This window comes from Psychroserpens sp. S379A (assembly GCF_049800755.1).
Taxonomy (GTDB): Bacteria; Bacteroidota; Bacteroidia; order Flavobacteriales; family Flavobacteriaceae; genus Psychroserpens.
This window is the reverse complement of the sequence record NZ_JBNAFQ010000003.1, coordinates 201649-222761: the sequence shown is the minus strand read 5'-3', so window position 1 is coordinate 222761 and position 21113 is coordinate 201649. Positions and strand designations below refer to the sequence as shown.

Genomic DNA, 21113 nt, shown 5'->3' with positions numbered 1-21113 from the left:
CATGATAGATGTTTATTGGTGGTCTAAGGTTAAATCTGAAAAATCTGATAAAGAAAATTTTGGAGATTTATTAGTACCTTTTTTATTATCGAAGCTAACTTCTTTGCGTTTTCGCTGGTCGAGACCTCACAAAAAAAAATACTTTAAGATTTTTAAAAAGAAGCACTATTTGATGATAGGTAGTATTATCCGATTTGCTAATTCGCATAGCATTGTTTGGGGTTCAGGGATTATAGATTCTAATGATAATGTAGCCAAAGCCACTTTTTTAGGCGTTAGAGGACCTCATACAAGAAAAAGATTATTAAATTTAGGATATAATGTTCCTGAACGATATGGTGATCCTGCTTTATTATTAGCACTATTCTTTAAGCAAAACAAGAATCAAATCAAATATAAATATGGTATTATACCACATTATGTAGATTATGATGAAGTTTGTAAAGATTATGCAAATGTTCCAAATGTGAAGGTTATAGACGTGCTTACAAATACTCCAGAAACAGTTATAGATGAGATTTTAAAATGTGAGTTTACGCTATCGTCATCGCTTCATGGAATAATTGTTTCACATGCTTTGGGAATTCCTTCATTATGGCTAAAAGTTTCAGATAGATTAACAGGTGATGATATTAAATTTTATGATTACTTTGATTCCTTGCATTTAAATATTGGTAAACACATAACTTATAAACAGTACAATGTTGATGAGCTTGATGAAATTTTTCGTGCCAACGAAACAGAATCTATGCCACTGAAGAAGAATTTAAGCAAAGTTTTATTAGATTTAATAAAATCATTCCCTTTCAAAAAATCGAAACAATTTAAAAGAGCTATAAAAACATACTTCTCAAATGAATGATTTTCCATTGGTTTCGGTAATAATTCCTTGTTATAATAAAGGTGAGTATCTTTCCGAAACATTAGCTTCAGTATTAAACCAAGCTTATAGTCATTGGGAATGTATTATTGTTAATGATGGAAGTACTGATGATTCTGAAGAAATTGCTAAAGAATGGATAAATAAAGACCAGAGATTTAAATACATAAAAACTGAAAATCAAGGTGTAAGTCATGCTAGAAATGTTGCAATTTCAAAAGCACAAGGGACTTATATTTTGCCTTTAGATGCTGATGATAAAATCTCTAAGGATTATACGAGTTTAGCGATTGAAGCTTTTTCTGAAAAACCAAATCTAAAGCTGGTGTATTGTGAAGTGGAATGGTTTGGGCAAAAAAGCGGAAAATGGAAATTAAAAGAATTTTCATTAAAGGAGTTGGCAAAAAGTAACATGATTTTTTGTAGTGCTTTCTTCAAGAAAAAAGATTGGGAACTTGCAGGTAAATATGACGAAAAGTTAATTCATGGTCTAGAAGATTGGGAATTTTGGATTAGCTTGTTAAAAGGAGGCGGAGAGGTTTATAAAATACCTAAAACATGTTTTTTTTATAGGAAAGTTAAAGGGTCTCGTGATAATTCTATTACAGAAGAGCAGTATAATTCAATCTATAATTATATAAGTATAAAACATGTTGATTTTTATGTAAAACAACTAGGATCATTTCATAGTTTGCATCATGAATATCTTCGATTAAAAAATGAACATATAAAAAAGACGACTTATAAAAAGGAAGTTTTAAATTCATTTTGTAAAACCTTTTTTGGTTTTAAATTATTCAAGTAGTTATAATTATTAAGATATCATTTCTATCTTAGCATTTCCAAAAAACAAATAACATTGAGTACCCTTAAAGACGACAATTGGTTATATACAATTTCTGCTAAACGAAAATTGATAGATTTCAATTTTCAAGAGATATGGAGATATAGAGATTTGTTAGTCTTATTTGTAAAACGAGATGTAGTTACAGTCTATAAACAAACTGTTTTAGGACCATTATGGTATGTTATACAGCCCTTGTTTACATCTGTTATTTTTACTTTAGTATTTAATAATTTAGGAAATATAAGCACTGGTGGAGTACCACCTTTTTTATTTAATCTAGCAGGTATTACGGCGTGGAATTATTTTAAAGAATGCTTAACTAAAACCTCAAGTACTTTTACTGCTAATAAAGGTGTTTTTGGTAAAGTCTATTTCCCTAGAGTTATTATGCCTTTATCAATTACCATTTCTAACTTATTAAAATTTGCTATTCAATTAGCCATATTTATAGGGTTTTACATCTTTTTTCACCTTAATGGAGCTGATGTGAGTTGTAATGTTAAATTGATATTATTCCCGATTTATATTACAATGATGGCGCTTTTAGGTTTAGGACTAGGAATGATTATTTCATCAATGACAACAAAGTATAGAGATTTATCCATTTTAGTTGGTTTTGCAGTACAATTGCTAATGTATTTATCTGCAGTGCCATACCCAGTTTCTGAAGCAAGAGCTAAATTTCCAGAAAGTGTAGCTTTATTTGTAGAATTTAATCCAGTAACACAAATTGTTGAAGGGTTTCGTTATATGTTACTAAATACAGGAACCTTTACCTGGTTTGGTTTTTTCTATACTTTAATTGTTTGTGTCACCTTGTTTTTAATTGGTTTAGTTATATTTAACAGAACAGAAAAATCCTTTATTGATACTGTGTAATTATGAGTAATACCATTCTTAAAGTTGAGGATATAAGCAAGCAATATCGATTAGGTCTTGTAGGTACAGGTACTGTAAGTCATGATTTGAGTCGTTGGTGGCATCGTATTCGTGGTAAAGAAGATCCTTTTTTAAAGGTTGGTACTGTTAATGATAGAACTAATCAAGCAGACAGTAATTATGTATGGGCATTAAAGGATATTAATTTTGAAGTCCAAAAAGGTGAAGTCTTAGGGATTATAGGAAAAAATGGTGCTGGAAAATCTACATTATTAAAAATATTATCAAGAGTCACTAGTCCTAGTACTGGCGAAATTAAAACTAAAGGTCGAATAGCAAGTTTATTAGAAGTAGGAACAGGATTTCATCCTGAATTGACTGGTCGTGAAAACATCTATTTAAATGGTGCTATTTTAGGTATGACCAAAGCTGAAATTAAACGTAAAGAACATGAGATCATAGAGTTTTCTGGTTGCCAAATGTATATCGATACTCCAGTAAAACGATATAGTTCTGGGATGCGAGTTCGATTAGCGTTCGCTGTTGCAGCATTTTTAGAACCCGATATTTTAGTAATTGATGAGGTTTTAGCTGTTGGAGATGCCGAATTTCAAAAAAAGGCAATAGGTAAGATGCAAGATATTAGTAGAGGCGAAGGACGAACAGTTTTGTTTGTTAGTCATGATATGAGTGCAATTCAAAACCTATGTAGTAGATTAATTGTTATAAGTAATGGCTCAGTATCCTATTCTGGCGAAGTTCAAAAAGGTATTGATTTTTATTTAGAAAACACAAATACTACTGGTCTTAATTATAAAAATTACGACTGTAAATATGGAGTGAAAGAGGTGAAATTTTTTGATTCCAATATGAAAGAAATAAATGCAGTCGTTGTAGGTCAAAGAGTTATTATAAAAGTCAGTTTTATAAACCCAGAAAGGAAAAACATTTCGCTGTCTGTTGGCTTTTTTGATATGTTCTCTAATTTTAAATTTTCCTGTAGAAGTGATATTATCAATAAGTTATTTGATGAAGCATCTGGAGAAGCAAGTTTAGTTATAGACAAGTGGCCTTTAAGTGCTGGTAATTATTATTATAATTTGGCTGTACATGAAAAATCAACCACAGTAGAAAATGTTAAAGAGGCAGGAATTTTAAATGTAGAAAAAGGGGATTACTACGGAACAGGTAAATTACCAGGTCATAATAAGGCATTTTATATAGATTATAAATGGTTATGATTTTTAAAAAGTATATTACAAAATATTTAGATAGAGTTTATACTTATTTTAGAAAAAAGGATAAGGAACTTATAGCAAATGAAAAAAAGTTCCTTATCAATAAGATACGAAGTGTTGGTTATGGATTTCGATTAAATGGAGATAAACACTTTATTTCTAAACCTAGAAATGTTATTATTGGAAATAATGTTCATATAGGTGATAATTTTTATGTAAAAAGTGATGGAGGTCTAGTAATTGGTCATAACACTCATATTTCTCGTAATCTAACGATTTACACTGAAAATCATAATTATCAAGGGAAAGCACTTCCTTACGATAATGAATCAATACATAAACCTGTTTTTATAGGTAATAATGTATGGATAGGAATGAATGTTTCTATAATTCCTGGAGTAACCATTGGTGATGGTGCAATCATAGGCATTGGCACAACAGTTAATAGAGATATAAGACCTTTAGAAATTGTAGGTAGTGGAAAAGCAGTTACGATTAAGACTAGAGATAAGAGTCAGTATGACACTTTAGCTGAAAACAATAGCTTTGGTGGTAAAAATGGAAGACCTTTAAGTGAGCAAGAACAATCATCATTTTTAAAAACGTATAGCGAACAAAGAGAACTACCAATTGTATTTGTATTGGGTACAGGTCGTTCTGGAAGCAAGTCAATTGTAAATATTTTAAATCAGCATCCTGAATGTGCTGCTTATCATGAAGATATTGGTCAATTAATAAGGTTAAGTACAGAAATAGCTTATAACCAATCTGATAATCGATTTTTTGAAGAATTAAAGTTAATACTAGAAACCAAAACATGGAATTGTTCTAACGACCAATTATTAATTCATTCCGATCAACGTTTATGGAACTTAATTCCTTTTCTTTCTAATTATTTTCCAAATGCAAAGTTTATACATTTAATAAGAGAGCCTTTATCATGTATAAAATCTATGGTTTTTCGAAGATGGTATAAAGACATGGAGCATTATAGACATGATTGGGACAAATACAGACTTAGAGGCGATTTAGTAGGTGAATTTTCTTCAAGCGAGTGGCAAAATTTGACCTATATTCAAAAATGTACATGGTATTATTATTATATAAATACCAATATAAATAGAATGTTAAATGACATTCCAAAATCTCAAACATATACTTTAAAGTTGGAGCAATTAGATTCTGAAATTTCTAACGTTCTTGAGTTTATGAACTTAAAGCAACTAGATTTACAAGTTTTAAAAAGCAATCAAATAGACAAGCAAAGTAAGATTAATAAAGCCAGTTTTGATATAAACGAGTTAGAACGAGAAGTTTTAGAGGAAATGAAAAAATACGCTTAATATTACAGCAATTAACAGACTTAAAATTCATGTCTAATAACAATTTAGTTTCTATTATTATTCCAACCTATAATCGTGCACATTTAATAGGAGAAACGTTAGATTCTGTATTAAAGCAAACTTATCAAAACTGGGAGTGCATTGTCGTTGATGATGGTAGTACTGATCATACAGAAACAGTTTTAAAAACCTATGTAGACAAGGACAAGCGCTTTAAATACCTTCATAGACCTAAAGATGCACATTTGCCAGGAGGAAATGGAGCACGAAATTATGGATTTGAGGTAAGTCAAGGTGATTTTATTCAGTGGTTTGATAGTGATGATCTTATGGTGCCTCAAAAAATTGAAAAAAAAGTCGATGCGATTTTAAATCACGATGTCGATTTTGTAATTAGTAAATCAAAGTATTTTAATAAAGATAAAAGCAATCCATATAGTTATGATTATAAAGAAGATGATATTAACTTTTTATCATATAGTACTACATATATAAGTTGGATTACTAATGATCTGTTTTTGTCTAGAAGTATTGCTGAAAAAGTAAAGTTTAACGAAACTATAAAGGTTGGTCAAGAGTATAATTTTTCTTGTAGGATGTTGTTCCAAACTCTAAAAGTAAAAAAAGTTGACGAATTTTTATCATTACGTCGTTTCCATTTAGATACTATAGGAAAAAAACGAAGATTAGATAGAAAGCATCATTTTGCATCAACATTTCATTTGCATTGGACAACACTAATGGAGTTAAAAGAAAATTACGACTTGCCAAAGCATTATGTAAAGTACGCCTTGATAAAGTGTTCAAAGGCTTATTTAATGAATCCTGAAATTAAAATACCAATACATTTTCATGAGATGTTAATTAAAACATTTAGATTAAAGACTTTATATTTGTATCTGGCTAAAGCTTCAAAGAGACTCTTTGGCAAGCACAACTACTTTTTTAAAAAATTTAAAGAGAATCGGTGAAAAATGCATTTTGCACGTTTATTTATGGTAACTATGATAGGTTTATTCCGTATTACCTTTTAGGAATAGAATTACATTATCCAAATGCCGCAGTCATTATTTTATTAGATAAAAAATTACCTGATAAATATTCCGATTTAGTAAAATCATATCCGCAGTTAATACTTATTGAAGATGCTATAGATAACTCAACATGGTTAAAAAAAATCAAACATAGAGGAGCAGCAAGGCAATCACTTAGGCATATTTTGCAATTAGAGGTTTTTAATCAGTTTGATACCATTTATTTTGGAGATGTAGATATTATTCATCTAGATGAAGGCTTTAATTTATTCGATTTTCATTTAAACCAAGCTAAAACATCTGGAGTACCTTTTAGTAATAAAGTTAGAGCACTTCCTAACCATCCAAATAAATCATCAGGTAGATTAACAGGATTACATTTTGTAAAAGTTAAAGAGTATTATGAAAAAATGAATCCAATAATTAGTGCCTTTAAAAATGATGAAGCTTTTCAATTGAAAATTTTGAAAGATACAGAGCGAAATGAGCATGTATTATTCAATTTATGTCAAGCCGCTTTTAATTTTAATGCTGATGCATTGTTGAATAATAAGCGTCCATGGCATGGTTTTCATTTAGGATTAGTAAGAGGTAGAGATTATTTAGACATACAGACTATTAATGAAAATTCAAGCATTGATGTTGAAAGTTTAAGAAATCAGTTAAAACAAATTAATAAAAACAACACAGTTAATAAATTGCTCTTAAAGTATGAATGTGCAGAGGTCTATTATACTTATAAATACTTAGATTTGAAGATGCCATTGCGCGTTACAATGAAATATGAAATTTTAGAGAAAAGAAAACACGTTATTAAATTTTTGAAGCGTGTTAAAAACAAGAATTTTGCTTGGCTAAAAAAATAGCTAGATATTAAAAGACGAAATGGTAAATAATAATAAAGTATACATTCATTTAGGTTTGCATAAAACGGGATCTACTTTTTTTCAAAAAAAGTTTTATCCAATGTATTCTGAATTTAATTATAAGCACTTACGTGATGCTTCTACCTTGTCAGATTTTAATCAATATATACTACGAGAAAACGCACTTACTTTCTCGCTAGAACATGCCAAAACACTTTTTTATAAGTATTTAAGTCCTAATGAAACAGAACAAGGCATACTCACCTTATGCGAAGAACAATTTTCGGGATTTCCATTGCAAGATGCTCTAAATAGAAAAATGATATTCGACAGATTGCTAGCGTTTTTTCCGAATGCAAATTTTGTTATTGTACTGCGCAATCAAAAAGATTTTGTTAAGAGTATGTATGCCGAATACTTAAAAAAAGGAGGTACAGCAACGCTTAAAAATTTCTTAACTCGAAAAGATTCAACTTTAAATTTTTCAAGAGGTTCTTATCTTAAGTATTATGATTACTATAACTACATAAAAAATAAGGTAGCCGAAAAAAAAGTTAAAATATTATATTACGAAGATTTAAATTATAATCCAGAATTGTTTTTTAACGAGTTAAATTCATTTTTTAATTTGAACCTTTCAATTTCTGAAAGTATTTTAAACGCAAAAGAAAATGTATCATTCAAATCAGATTTTTTTAATTCCGTTCGATTTTATAATATTATAGGAAAGACACCATACGGAAAGGATCACCTAATACCAACAAGATTCAAAAACAAAATCATAAAATTGCATCGTAGTTTTAGTAAAAAAAATACTGAACTTGATGAACAATATATAAATCAATTTCTTAATTCATTTGAGTTTAAGAATAATTTACTCCCTCAATATGACAGAGTAAATAAATATGGATATTGATTTTAATCGTAATGAACATGACAAAAATTCTACACGTTTTAAAATCTTTTGGGCATCCTAATCAGCCTTACACCACCAATTTAATTGAAAAATTAAACGAGGCTTCTGAGCAAGTAGTGCATGAGGTTATTTGCAGTAAGATGTTCGTAGAATCTAAAAAAGTTAAAGCTAGAACACTTAATTCTAATAAAGCATTATTTAGTTTTAAGGTGTTCTATTTTGTTTTAAAAAGCTTGTTTTTAGATAAACACTATAAAACGATTTTACCAGACGCTACGTTAAAAAATAAATTTAGATTTTTTTTAAAATGGGAACCCTTATTAAATCAAACTGTTAGTGTCATTCATGTACATCATTTGCATGTTGTTCCGCACGAATTAATTCATTATTTAAAACTAAAACCAAACAAATTAATCGTTTCGTTAAGAGGTAAAGAACTGGTTAGTGATACTGTAATTAAAAACCAAAAAGCTAAGTTTTTAAATAAAGTGTCTAATTTTGATTTAGTACATGTTATAAGTAACTTCATGAATCAAAAGGCGATCGCACAAGGTGTTCCTGAAAATAAATTAAGACTAATTTATAGAGGTTTTGATTTTAACCTTTTAAAAACAGAACACATTAAAGAGTCTTTTGATATCAAAAACAAAAATAAAATAAAGGCTATTTGTGTTGGTAGATTTGCTTGGGAAAAAGGACAGTTTTATTTATTAGATAGTATCTTTAGATTAAAAAATGAAGGTGTTTTTGTGAACTTAGATATTTATGGAGAAGGCTCATTTAGAGAGTTTTTAGAATATAGAATTCATCAATTAGGTCTTGAAGGTCAAGTAGTGTTAAAAGGGCATGTACCTTCAAGTGTATTAAAAGAGGTTTATAAAAATTATGATTTAGCTATTCAGCCATCAATTTACGAAGCTTTATCAAACGGTTTATTAGATGTAACATTTCACAATTTGCCAACAGTAGTTTCTAGTAATGGAGGTATGGTCGAAATTATTAGCGATGGTATTAATGGCATTTCATTCGATATTTGTGAACCAATGCAATTAGATGAAGCAATTATAGCTTGTTTACATTTAAATGCTGAAAATTTAAAAGCACATAACCATAAATTGCGACATAAATTTTCAATAGAAAAAGAGCTTGTTGAATTTAATGATATGTATAAAGAACTTTGTTAATTTCGAATGGTTATTAATTTATGTGTGGATTTTTAGGAGAGTTTAGTTTTAATAATAAGGGATCTTTAAGTACTGCTGAAAAATTTTCTCAAATTTTAGAGCTATCTAAGCATCGTGGACCTGATGCATCTGAAACTTATTGTGGAAAAAACTATCAATTAGGTTTTAATCGTTTATCAATTTTAGATCTTTCTGCTAACGGAAACCAACCTAAGAAAAGCCCTTCTAGACGTTATGATGTTGTATTTAACGGAGAAATTTATAATTATAAAGAACTTGCTAAAACCTATCAACTACAAAACTTAAAATCATCTTCAGATACCGAAATTATAGTGCATTTATTTGATGTAATTGGCATTGAAGAAACGGTAAAGAAACTCAATGGAATGTTCGCAATAACAGTGATAGATTTGCAGACAGATTCAGTTTTTTTAACACGAGATTTTTCAGGGATTAAACCTTTGTTTTATGGTGTAAATGAGAAAGGTTTGGTTTCAGCTTCGCAATTTGATCAAGTTTTTAAACATCCTTGGTTTAAAGACGATTTAAAGCTTCGTCCAGACATAATGAAAGAGTATTTCGGATTTGGATATATGCAAGCTCCAAATACGGTTTATCACTCAGTTTTTCAGGTTAATCCTGGAGAATTATTAGAATTTAAAAGTGATAGAACACTTAATAAAAAGCAACTTACAAGTTTTGAAAAATTAGCTAAACATCAAAAAAAAGAAGATGATGAAACAGCTAATAAATACAATACACTATTAGATGCTGTAGTAAAACGACAATTAATTAGTGATGTTCCTATTGCAACATTTTTAAGTGGAGGAATTGATAGTCCGTTAATTACTGCACATTCAAAAAACAATAAACCAGATATTCAAGCCATTACTTTAAAGGTTGATGATGCATATCTTAACGAAAGCGAAATAGCACAAGATTACGCAAAAGAACTTTCGGTTAATCAAGATATTTATAAAGTGAAGCCTTCAGAAATTTTAGCGAGTATTGATGATTATTTTGAAAAATGCGCAGAACCTTTTGGTGATTATTCGTCATTGCCAACGTATTTGTTAACCAAGCACGCATCCAAAACATATAAAGTCATGCTATCTGGTGATGGAGGTGACGAGCTGTTTTATGGATATCCACGTTTTAGACAATTTGCAGAGCATTTTTATCTGTTTAAAATTCCATTTTCAATAAGGAAACCAATTGTTAGATTATTAAATAAAAGTAAGTTAAGTAATACGTCTGCACCTTACTATTACAAAACATTTAGTGAATGGCAAATGGCAAAGCACATGCATATATTTCCATTACATTTAGATGAAATGTTTCCTAATACTTCTTATTCTAAGGAACTTTTAGAGCTGTATAATTTTGATGAGGTTACGACAAAAAAACAATTGCTAAATAGTTTACGATATAACGAGTTTTATGCACATTTACAGCGAGTACTCATTAAAGTAGATCGTTCTAGTATGGCAAATAGTTTAGAAGTTCGTGTGCCTTTTTTAGATAAAGAAAGTGTAGATTTTTCATGGCATTTAGAGTCTAGTTTACCACAACACAAAGTTTTAAAGAAAACATTAAAAACCTGTTTAAATCATTTTATACCTAAAGCTCTAATAAATAAAAAGAAAATGGGATTTATGGTGCCTTTAGACGATTGGCTTAATAACCAATTAAAAGACGACGTCATGCACCATGTTTTTGAAATTCCATTTTATGGAGCAGAATTTTTAGATAGTGAACGCCTTAAAGCATCTATTTTAGATTATTATAATGAAGGGCGATTTTCAGCTTGGGGAGTTTGGCATATTTACGCTTGGCAAAAATGGGCAGCAAAACATATATATGATTAATTTTATGGAAAAAAAGTCTCTAGCTATAGTTATTTCATTGGCAAAAAGTCATATTCATTATTGCAAAGCTTTAATTGCAAGTATTGAGCATTATGGTATAGAAAATCCTGTGATAGTTATTAAAGATGGAGATTTTAAGATTAATTCTATTGATAAAAAACAGAATGTCACAGTACTCTCAACAAAAGAAATAAATACCTACCATAGTTTTAAATTAACAGGCTTATTAACTAAAATTAATATTTGTTTTTTACCAGAAATGGGATATGCTTATGATTATTATATGCATATGGATGCAGATTCAATAATTACAAGTAGTGATTTTAAAACAAAACTTAAAAACTTAAAAAATGATTTTTATATTTTTCAAGGGAAAGCAATAGATTACTCAGACGAAAAATTAGCTAAAACATTTAATAATTTTGCCTTTGTACCAGAGGCTTTTAGCAATGCAAAGTTTAACCTTAAGCATTTATGGTATTTTTCATCGGGACACTTTGCAATGAATCTGTTGTTTATAGAGCATTTAAAAACCTATTTAAAAGACTACAGAAATGAATTAAATACAGGGTTTTCTAAACAAACGCGCTTTAAATTTGGAGATCAAGGCTTTTTTAATTTTGTGGTTAATCTGTTAGCTCTTCAGAAGATAATACAGGTTAAAAAAATTAATAGCGGCATTTATGGTAAAGAAAAAGAAGACAATTATAAAACTTTGACGATTAATACTGTTGTTGAAAAAATAAATACTGAAGTGGATTTTATACACTATACAGGTCCAAGTCGTAAACCTTTTTTAAAAGCGCATAACTTTGGTGAAATATTATATTTTTTTAATAGGAAATTCTACAACAATGGTTTCATGTTTTATATTGACAACCAATTAAGAATTACAAGATATTATTATCAATTCGTTAAAAAACGGATAAGGCTTAAAATTGAAAAAAAATTCAATAAATAAGATTATTTACCAATCTTTTTCTTCATAAAAGTGCTTCCACACCTCATAAGTGCCAAGTTTAATTTGTTCTATTTCTTCAGTGCTTAAGCGTTCTTTCCATTTTAGTATATTCGATTTTGAATCACGCTTTAAATCAGATGAATTTGTAGATGTTGTAGTTTCTCTAATATAATTTTTAGTATTATCATCAAAAGGTAAGTTTAAAAAATCAAATAGCTCTGAAAATTTTTCAATAGGTTTTTCAGACAAATCTTCATGTTTTACAAAGTACCACGTATTCTTATAAGTTTCTTGATAGCATAACACCACAGAATATAAAATATTCCACAGTAAAATTCCTTGTAATAAAATAGGCTGTTTCTTATTAGTGAAGGAAGTCATTTCATCTCTGTATGACTCAAGATAGGTGTGCATTAAATCGGGTTGATCTAAAAACGCGTTAAAATTAAATTCCCATCCTTTAACCTTTAAGCTTGCTATAAAAGCTGCTGGATGTCTAATTAAAATTACAACGTCTGTAGGGAACGTTTTATAAATCCATTCTGCCGACATAATGGCAATAGGATCTTTAATTAGAGTACGTTTAAATGTTTTTCTGTAGAAATCTAAAAAGTAAGAGTAAAATAATTTTGGACCTTTAAGAGTTCCAAAGTGTTTATATTTATTAAAAATAGAAGGTTTTAAAAATGATTCTAGATACACTTTTATATCATCTTGATAGTTGGTGTCTTTCGAAATGTTGAGGTGTTCAAACCAAGATTTTATTGGCGAATTATACTTCTTTATGGAAAGATTAAAAGGCTCTTGAACATATCGAACGTTTTTAGACTGACTTATAACTTTGCCAGTCCATGTTGAGCCTGAACGATGTGCTCCAGTAACCAAAATTGCTCTTTTCATTTCAAATCATTTTTGCGATATAAATATAGGGCAATTATTATTGGATAAGTCGCTTAAATTCGATAGAAATTGAATTTTTTATCCAAGTTTTTTTATTAATTTGGCACACTGTGAATAAGCTCGTTTCTGTCATACTTCCTAACTATAATCATGCTGCGTTTTTACCAGAACGACTGGATAGTATTTTTAATCAAACATATTCAAATTTTGAAGTGATTATTTTAGACGATTGCTCTAATGACAACAGTTTACAGGTCTTGGAGTCTTATCGAAATCATCCTAAAGTTTCACATTTTATAATCAATACTAAAAATACAGGTTCACCATCTAAGCAGTGGCAAAAAGGATTCGATTTAGCAAAAGGCGAATATATTTGGATTGCCGAAAGCGACGATAAAGCAGAGTCTGATTTCTTAGAAAAGCAAGTTCAAGTCCTAAACTCACAAAATTGTGATGTTGCAGTTGCAAAAACATTAAAATTCAGCTTAAAAAAAGGAGTCTATGGAGAATTAAATCATCCAGTATTTAAGAAAAATGAAGATGAGATCTTACATACTAATGAGATACTGTATTGTCCTATTTTAAATGTAAATGCTGCTGTTTTTAAGTCTAATTTGTGTCACTTAGCAAAAACGTATACATCTTATAATATTATTGGAGATCGTGTATTTTATCATGAAGCCTTTTTAAATAAAGCTATTTCTAAAAATAACGATACAATTGCCTATTTTAGAAAGTCTGGAGATAGTGTTTCTACTTTAGATAATAGAAATGTGGCATATTATAAAGCTTACTTTTTTGAGCATTTAAAGTTTATAAAAAATGTTTATAAAGAAGATGAAATTTCGATATCATTATATAATTCCTATGTTACTCGTTTCTTCAATCGTGTGAGATATAAAATGACTAGAAGTGAAAAACTTAGTTTAAGTTTTTTAAATATGTATATGCAGTATAAACGTAACTTAAAGTAAGTTTGATGAGAGTAGCATTAGTTATAACAGTAAAAAACGAAGCGCGTTTATTGAGGCAAAATTTAAGATATCATTTTGCAATTGGTATTGAAAAAATTTACGTTTATTTTGATGGAACTACAGATAATGGGAAGCAATTAATTGCCGATATAGAAGGCGTTGAAAGTAATGATTCTATATCTGCTGAAAAATTTAAGCATCTCGATTATATGGAACACCTTTGTAGTAATGCAAACGTAATTCATACAGCGAGACAATGTTTAAACACTTATGATGCACAAATGAAATGTCGCGATTTAGGTATAGACTGGTTGATTTCTCTTGATGCCGACGAATTATTTCTTACAGACTATAAAAACGCAATTAATTTATCTGCTTTTTTTGAACCTTTAAAATCGTTTGATGTTGTGCAATTGCAAACTTTAGAGGTACTAACTACAAAAATGGCATATCAAAACGTGATGCTTGAAGAAACACAATTTAAGGTTCAAAAAAACTTCAAAAGTCATTTTAATCGCATCTATTATTCATTTTATAACCCTTACAATAAGCAATCCATTGTACATTCATATTGGTTAGGTCACAATATGGGAAAATTGGCAATACGAGTAAATTCTGAAACGATACCTAAAAACGTACATCGCTATAAAACAATTGATGAGTCACCTTTAAAGAGTATAAAAAGAGGATTCTTATTGCATTACCATTTATACGATTTTGAAGATTTTTTAAAAAAGTATAAAAACTTTAAAGCACATCCTAATACATTCTTAAGTGGAAATAACATAGGAACCTTAAAGACGCTTTGGAGAGATATGGTTAATGACAAACAATTTAGTGAAGCTTATTTAAAAGACTATTTCCAAAAAAATATATTAATAGATAAAAAGAAATACAGACAATTACTTTATTTGCGTTATTTTTCATTCATTAAAAGAAAAATGCCAGCTATAGTTAATGTTACACTACCAAAGGAGGTTCTTGAAAAAGTTAAACAGTACTTGTAATCTATGCCTAAAATAACAACATCAATTATTCCAGAAAAGCAAACAGTTGTTGCAATAAAAGGCGAGCCTGAATCTTTAGACTTAAAAGCTATTTGTGTATATATAGCCACAGGCTTTTTTTTAGATAATGATACATTTTGGAAACACAAAAAAGTACTTCGCCCAGGAACAGAAAACGTATTAGATGAAAATGGTTATCTAGTGTCATCATCTCAATATTTCAATTGGGTTTACAATCCAGATGAAACTTTATCGTTTTCAGATACGGTTGATGCTTTTGGCGAATTGTTTGAAGGTGTTATCAATAGACAAGTTGAAGATAAGAAGGTTATTTTGCCTTTATCTGGCGGATTAGATAGTAGGACACAAGCTGTTGCGCTTCATAAGTTGGGCAAAGAGGTGTCTTCCTATAGTTATTCGTTTAAAAATGGTTATCCTGAAGGAAAAATAGGAAAAGCAATTGCTAACCAATGTAATTTTGAGTTTGAAGAATTTATAATTCAGCCAAATTATCTATGGTCTAACATAGAGCGTTTAGCCAAAATAAATGAATGTTATTCTGAGTTTACTCACCCAAGACAAATGGCACTCATTGATCATTATAGTAAAATGGGAGATGTTTTTAGTCTAGGACATTGGGGAGACGTGCTTTTTAATGATATGGAAGTTCCTAAGCATTTAGATGTTGTTCAACAAGTTGAGGTCCTCTTTAAAAAAGTAGTAAAACCTTCAGGAATGCAGCTTGCTCAAAAGTTATGGAAGCATTATGGTTTTGAAGGTGAATTTAAAGATTATTTGTTTCAGCGTGTTAAAATGTTGCATCAAGCTATAGATATTGAAGATGATGCTAATGCAAGAATTAGAGCCTTTAAAAGTATATATTGGGCACCAAGATGGACGAGTATAAATTTAAATGTGTTTAGTGAAGTAAAACCAATTACGATCCCGTATTATGATAATGAGATTTGTAAATTTATTTGTAAAATTCCTGAGTCTTATTTAGCTAAAAGAGCTATTCAAATTGAATATATTAAGCGAAGAAATCCAGCATTGGCTAAAATAGTTTGGCATCAAGAAAAACCGTTTAATCTGTATACTTATAACTACAATAAATCGCCATATAATTTACCATACAGAGTGTATTCAAAACTCAACAGAATGCGTAAAGCGATTATGCAAAAACCATTAGTTCAGCGTAATTGGGAGTTACAATTTTTAGACGACTCAAGTCAATTAGAACTCAAAGATTACATATTTCAAAATAGTATTGTGCCTAAAGAATTAATTTCAGAAGTGCATAATAATTTCAATCAAAAAGATAAAGTATATCATGCGCATGCAGTGAGTATGTTATTAACTTTGAGTCTTTGGGATAAACTATATAATAAGTAACTTGCAATAGTTTATTTTTGTAGCAGAGTTATGAGTGACGTTCCCAAAGTTAAAATCCTATTTACAATTCCAAATTTTGATACTGCTGGTAGTGGTAAGGTTGTTTATGATTTAGTAAAAGGAATTGATAAAACAAAGTTTGATATAGAAATTGCTTGCGCTCATAATAGAGGTGCTTTTTTTAAAACGGTTGAAGCATTAGGTTGTCCCATTCATATATTCGATACAAAAACGAAATACAGACCTTACTATTCGTTGCTATTTAGAGTATTGCCAATTTCAAAATTTTATAAAAAAAATAACTACGATGTAGTACATTCTTGGCAATGGAGTAATGATTGGACTGAAGCTATTGCAGCACGATTGGCAGGAACAAAGTGGATTTACACTAAAAAAGCTATGGGCTTTAATAAGCATTGGAAAATAAAAAGCCAGCTAGCACATTTCATCATTACCATTAATGATGAAATGAAGATGTATTTTCCAAATAAAAAAAATCAAAAATTAATTCCTTTAGGGATTGATACAACATATTATAGTTCATCTCAATTTAAAAAAAGTAAATCGGAGTTTTTTGAGATTATCACTGTCGCAAACCTTGTACCTGTTAAAGGAATTGAAGTTTTAATACGAGCTGTTCATCATTTAAACGATCGTAACATTAGATTAAGTATTCTGGGAGATAATGATAACGATTATGGTAAAACCATGCACAATTTGTGTGCTGAATTAGATCTGTTAGATCAAGTTGTTTTTCATGGCAAAGTATTAGATGTACGTCCTTATATAACGGATTCAGATTTGTATGTTATACCTACACTTAATCAAGGAAGAAAAGAGGGAATGCCAATGGCTTTAGTTGAAGCAATGAGTATGGGAATTCCAATTCTTGGATCTGATATTACTGGAATCAATTATGTGTTGAAAGACTTTAAAACGCTTCTTTTTCCTGCTGGAGATTATAAAGCACTTGCTAAAAAAATAAAGCACACTCAACAGTTAAACAGCGACGAAAGAGAAAAAATAGGTGCTTCACTTAGAGCATACTGTGTTAATAATTTTACAATGCATAGTTTTATAAAAGCACACGAAGATTTATATACAGAGCTAACTGTTAAAAATTAATGTCTAAGTTTAATAAACATATTGTTGTTGTAGGTACAGCAAGAAGCGGAACAAGTTGGTTGAGTGAAACTATGGCTCAACAGTTTCGTTACAGAATGTTATTTGAACCTGAACATGACACTAGAACTAGGAATGGACATTTAATATGCGACCAATGGTTTGATGAAAACACTTGCAATGCAAAAGCACACAAATATTTAAATCGCGTATTTAAAAACCAAGTGGATTGTAATTGGATTGCTCAAAACAGCAATCGGAAATTTAAAATGCACCTTTGGCCTTTTATTCCAAAAAAGTATATCATCAAATTTGTACGTGCAAATCTTTCAGCGCATTACATTAATGATGTGTTTAATATTCCTGTAATTCATATTATTAGAAACCCTTACGATGTCATTCGATCTCAAAGGCAATCAGATTTTCCATGGCTTTATGATTTGTCAATATTTTCAAAGCAAGCGCAATTAGTTCAATTAATTCAAGACAAATTCAGCTATAATATTACAGGATATAAAACTCTTTCAGATACCGAAAAGCTATGTTTAAGATGGTGTATAGAAAACGTGATTCCTTTAGAAGTATTTGGTGTTTACAAAAAGAAGTCTGCTGTTGTTAAGTATGAAGATTTGATTGCAGATGTTCAAGAATTTTATAATTTATGCGAAGCATTTTCGATAGAACCAATAGCGAACTTAAAATCATCTTACAGAAAACCTTCAAGCAAAACGCATCCCGAAAGTGATTTGCTAAAGCATGAAAAACATGTCAAACCTAAAATCACAACACAAGATAGAGCAGATATTAATAAATTATTAGATATCTTTGAAACTCAATTATACAAAAGAGAATAATTTATTGCAAAGTATTAAATGAAGTTATACTACCCAGAATCTCTTTATGATTCAAACCCAAAACATCGCTTTGCTTTATTTCCGCTTTTAAAAGTTTTTATAAAGTCCGACACATTTATTGATAATCCAGCAAAAGAAGTGTTTGGATTTTCTAATCAAAAAATGCAATTGGTTAAACAACTAGAAGCTGCAAATATTATTATTTTACCAATGTCTTGGGACTTTTATGTCAATCAAAAAAAAGAAGCATTAGCCAAGGCATTTATTGAAAAAATGAATCGTCTTAATAAAATAGTTTTTGTTTTTATTTCGGGTGATTTTGGTGTTCATATTCCAGATTTTTCTAATGTTCGTGTATTTAGATGTAGTGGTTACATGAGTAAGTTGCCAAATTCTCATTTAGGATTGCCTGTGTTTCATAGAGATCCTATACATCGCTATTACGACTCAGAACATGTAATTTTAAGATCGTATAATGCTAAACCTACGATTGGTTTTTGCGGACAAGCATCTCAATCGTTATCTAATAGAATTCAAGAAACACTAAGAGTCGTTCATAGAAATTTAAAATACTATTTTAAGTTCGTAAAAATGAGTCCTCAAAAAATACAATCTACCTCATTCAATAGATTTAAAATTTTGAGTCAGTTGCAAAGCGCTTCAAATATTAAAACTAATTTTATTGTTAGAGACCAATATGGAGGAGGCGTTAAACACGGAAGAGGAGTCACTAAAGTAGCAGAAGAGTATTTTGAAAACATGAAAAATTCTGATTATATCGTCTGTTATCGTGGCGCAGGAAACTTTTCAGTACGATTTTATGAAACCTTAGCAATGGGACGAATTCCAGTGTATATAAATACAGATGGCTTACTCCCTTTATCTAATAGTATTAATTGGAAAGAGCATCTTGTTTGGGTTGAACCTTTTGAAATAAATACCATTTCAGAAAAAGTGTTAGAGTTTCACAAATCGTTAAATGCTGAACAATTTGAAGCTATTCAAATAAAAAATCGCAAATTATGGAAGGAGAGCTTAAATTTATGGAGTTTCTTTTTTAATCAATTTCAGTTAATACAAAATTAAAGGGATATATGTTGTTGAAGCGTATTAAAAAAATGAAAGTTTATAGGAAGATTAAACAGCGAAATAAGATGTTTAAAAATCATCCTGTCACAAAGAATCATCCTAATAAAGCACTTTTAAGATATGTGATTTTTAATGTAAAAAATAAGTTTCTTAAAAACATTAAGTATAAATGGGTTGGCAATTTAAAGTTTTTAGCCACAAAAGGAGATGGTGGAATTGTAGGTAATATTTACTTTGGCTTGTATGAATTTGATGAATCGATGTTTTTAATTCACTTTTTAAGAGCAGAAGATACATTTTTAGATGTAGGCGCAAATATAGGCCATTATGCGTTATTAGCTTCAGGAGTATCTAAATCTAATACAGTTGCAATTGAACCTGTTCCAAATACTTTTAAAAGGCTTAATAAGCAAATCGCATTGAATAAATTGAATGATAAAATTCAAACACTTAACATTGGAGTTGCCGACAAAGCCAGTCATTTATTTTTCTCTACAGACAATAGTACCATGAATAGAGTGGTAGATGATACTTACAAAAACGCTGTTAAAGTTGAAGTGACAACAATTGATGCTTTGGAAGCTTCAGAATCATTTAATCTTATGAAAATTGATGTCGAAGGATTTGAAAAATTTGTACTCAACGGAAGCGCTTCAACGCTAAAAAATAAAAATTTAAAAGCTATAATTATAGAAATAAACTTTAGCAATCAATTTTATGGAGTAGAAAACCAAGAAATTTTAGATATACTGCTGAGTTATGATTTTCAACCATATAAGTATGAACCAGAAAGAAGACAATTAGTTAAATTACAATCGTACAATCAAGACCAGTTTAATACAATTTTTATTAGAGATTACGATTTTGTTGTAAAAAGAATAACTGAAAGTCCAAAAATTAAAGTTTGGGACTCTTACTTTTAAAGCATCAAACATTTTATTTGTAAAATGAAAAATAGTATAAAGCAATCCATTAAAAGCTTACCATTTATAGGTGATTTTATAACGTCTGTTTATCATAAGTTAAATCCTAAACCAGACTTTCATTATGATAGTGCTTCGTTATGGCTTGATCTTCTTTTTAACGAAGAACCTACAAACGTCGTTCAAGTTGGTTCTAACGATGGTGTTACAGGTGATCCGTTATACAAATTGATTACCAAACATAAAAAATGGACTGCTTTATTTGTTGAACCTGTACCTTTATTGGTTGAAAAACTAAAAAAGAATTACAATAACGATTCTCGATTTATTTTTGAAAATGCAGCAATTAATAATGGCTCTTTTCAAACATTTTATTCAGTATCTGAAAGTGTAAAAGATCATATTAACGATTTACCATCTTGGTATGATCAACTGGGTTCCTTTAAAAAAGAAAACATTACCAAACACCTTAATGGTATTTTAGAGCCTTATATTGTTGAGTCTAAAATAAAAGGATTGACCTTAGAAAATCTTTTCGAAAAACATGATGTTAAAACAATTGATATCATGCATATTGATACCGAAGGTTATGATTGGCAAGTGCTTTCTCAATTAGATTTTAATATCTATCAACCTAAAGTAATTTTATTTGAACACAAACATCTTTCAGAATCTGAAAAAGAAGCTTCAATACATTACTTAAAACGTAACAATTATATCATTCATGTGCTTGGAGGAGATTATTTGTGTTTAAGAGCAGAGAATTTTAATATAAAACCTGTAGAACATCTTAAATCCAAAGCGGTTTTATAATTTTACTACAAAGAGATACTCAA

General features: G+C 29.6%; 20 protein-coding genes. 19 read left to right on the top strand and 1 reads right to left on the bottom strand.

Going from position 1 to position 21113, the window contains the following annotated elements; all coding sequences use genetic code 11:
* The first annotated feature begins 1 nt into the window (after nucleotide 1).
* The 11 genes from ACP15M_RS10180 to ACP15M_RS10130 are packed head-to-tail and all read left to right on the top strand — an operon-like array spanning nucleotide 2 to nucleotide 12016.
* Nucleotides 2–862, top strand: coding sequence for a polysaccharide pyruvyl transferase family protein (locus tag ACP15M_RS10180; RefSeq protein ID WP_425077106.1), 861 nt, complete (start codon nucleotides 2–4; stop codon nucleotides 860–862).
* Nucleotides 855–1685, top strand: a complete 831-nt coding sequence (locus tag ACP15M_RS10175; RefSeq protein ID WP_425077105.1) for a glycosyltransferase family 2 protein — start codon at nucleotides 855–857, stop codon at nucleotides 1683–1685. Before ACP15M_RS10180 ends, ACP15M_RS10175 begins: the two co-directional genes overlap by 8 nt.
* Nucleotides 1686–1739: 54 nt before the next feature.
* Entirely contained in the window at nucleotides 1740–2606 is an 867-nt protein-coding gene (locus ACP15M_RS10170; RefSeq protein ID WP_425077104.1) for an ABC transporter permease, read from the top strand.
* 2 nt (nucleotides 2607–2608) lie between these two features.
* A complete protein-coding gene (locus ACP15M_RS10165; protein ID WP_425077103.1) occupies nucleotides 2609–3847 on the top strand; it encodes a polysaccharide ABC transporter ATP-binding protein in 1239 nt (412 codons plus the stop codon).
* Nucleotides 3844–5187, top strand: a complete 1344-nt coding sequence (locus tag ACP15M_RS10160) for a sulfotransferase (RefSeq protein ID WP_425077102.1) — start codon at nucleotides 3844–3846, stop codon at nucleotides 5185–5187. The genes ACP15M_RS10165 and ACP15M_RS10160 overlap by 4 nt, the downstream gene beginning before the upstream one ends.
* A 29-nt stretch (nucleotides 5188–5216) precedes the next feature.
* The gene (locus ACP15M_RS10155) at nucleotides 5217–6158 is read left to right on the top strand and encodes a glycosyltransferase family 2 protein (protein WP_425077101.1); all 942 of its coding nucleotides are present in this window, start codon (nucleotides 5217–5219) and stop codon (nucleotides 6156–6158) included.
* Nucleotides 6155–7087 carry a hypothetical protein gene (locus ACP15M_RS10150; RefSeq protein ID WP_425077100.1) on the top strand — a complete coding sequence of 311 codons (933 nt, stop codon included), beginning with the start codon at nucleotides 6155–6157 and terminating at the stop codon, nucleotides 7085–7087. Before ACP15M_RS10155 ends, ACP15M_RS10150 begins: the two co-directional genes overlap by 4 nt.
* Nucleotides 7088–7106: 19 nt before the next feature.
* Entirely contained in the window at nucleotides 7107–8003 is an 897-nt protein-coding gene (locus ACP15M_RS10145; RefSeq protein ID WP_425077099.1) for a sulfotransferase domain-containing protein, read from the top strand.
* 17 nt (nucleotides 8004–8020) lie between these two features.
* Complete coding sequence (locus ACP15M_RS10140) at nucleotides 8021–9187, top strand: glycosyltransferase family 4 protein (RefSeq protein ID WP_425077098.1); 1167 nt, start codon at nucleotides 8021–8023, stop codon at nucleotides 9185–9187.
* A 20-nt stretch (nucleotides 9188–9207) separates the two neighbouring features.
* A complete protein-coding gene (gene asnB / locus ACP15M_RS10135; RefSeq protein ID WP_425077097.1) occupies nucleotides 9208–11055 on the top strand; it encodes an asparagine synthase (glutamine-hydrolyzing) in 1848 nt (615 codons plus the stop codon).
* Nucleotides 10976–12016: a hypothetical protein gene (locus tag ACP15M_RS10130; protein WP_425077096.1), complete on the top strand. Its 1041-nt coding sequence runs from the start codon at nucleotides 10976–10978 to the stop codon at nucleotides 12014–12016. The genes asnB and ACP15M_RS10130 overlap by 80 nt, the downstream gene beginning before the upstream one ends.
* Before the next feature lie 6 nt (nucleotides 12017–12022).
* On the opposite strand, the gene ACP15M_RS10125 is transcribed toward ACP15M_RS10130, so the two are convergent.
* Nucleotides 12023–12916 carry a sulfotransferase gene (locus tag ACP15M_RS10125; RefSeq protein ID WP_425077095.1) on the bottom strand — a complete coding sequence of 298 codons (894 nt, stop codon included), beginning with the start codon at nucleotides 12914–12916 and terminating at the stop codon, nucleotides 12023–12025.
* A gap of 110 nt (nucleotides 12917–13026) precedes the next feature.
* Between ACP15M_RS10125 and ACP15M_RS10120 the strand changes: the two genes are divergently transcribed.
* From ACP15M_RS10120 to ACP15M_RS10085, 8 genes are read left to right on the top strand one after another with little or no spacing between them, the layout of a single operon-like run.
* Nucleotides 13027–13890, top strand: coding sequence for a glycosyltransferase family 2 protein (locus tag ACP15M_RS10120; RefSeq protein WP_425077094.1), 864 nt, complete (start codon nucleotides 13027–13029; stop codon nucleotides 13888–13890).
* Between the two features lie 5 nt (nucleotides 13891–13895).
* The gene (locus ACP15M_RS10115) at nucleotides 13896–14897 is read left to right on the top strand and encodes a glycosyltransferase family 2 protein (protein ID WP_425077093.1); all 1002 of its coding nucleotides are present in this window, start codon (nucleotides 13896–13898) and stop codon (nucleotides 14895–14897) included.
* Nucleotides 14898–14900: 3 nt separating this feature from the next.
* Nucleotides 14901–16289, top strand: a complete 1389-nt coding sequence (locus ACP15M_RS10110; protein ID WP_425077092.1) for an asparagine synthase-related protein — start codon at nucleotides 14901–14903, stop codon at nucleotides 16287–16289.
* 30 nt (nucleotides 16290–16319) lie between these two features.
* Nucleotides 16320–17414: a glycosyltransferase gene (locus ACP15M_RS10105; RefSeq protein ID WP_425077091.1), complete on the top strand. Its 1095-nt coding sequence runs from the start codon at nucleotides 16320–16322 to the stop codon at nucleotides 17412–17414.
* Nucleotides 17414–18265 (top strand): sulfotransferase family protein, encoded by an 852-nt coding sequence (locus tag ACP15M_RS10100; RefSeq protein WP_425077090.1) that lies wholly within the window; start codon nucleotides 17414–17416, stop codon nucleotides 18263–18265. The genes ACP15M_RS10105 and ACP15M_RS10100 overlap by 1 nt, the downstream gene beginning before the upstream one ends.
* Nucleotides 18266–18283: 18 nt before the next feature.
* Nucleotides 18284–19351, top strand: a complete 1068-nt coding sequence (locus ACP15M_RS10095) for a hypothetical protein (RefSeq protein WP_425077089.1) — start codon at nucleotides 18284–18286, stop codon at nucleotides 19349–19351.
* A gap of 32 nt (nucleotides 19352–19383) precedes the next feature.
* Complete coding sequence (locus ACP15M_RS10090) at nucleotides 19384–20277, top strand: FkbM family methyltransferase (protein WP_425077088.1); 894 nt, start codon at nucleotides 19384–19386, stop codon at nucleotides 20275–20277.
* 24 nt (nucleotides 20278–20301) lie between these two features.
* Nucleotides 20302–21090 carry an FkbM family methyltransferase gene (locus ACP15M_RS10085; protein ID WP_425077087.1) on the top strand — a complete coding sequence of 263 codons (789 nt, stop codon included), beginning with the start codon at nucleotides 20302–20304 and terminating at the stop codon, nucleotides 21088–21090.
* Nucleotides 21091–21113 lie beyond the last annotated feature (23 nt).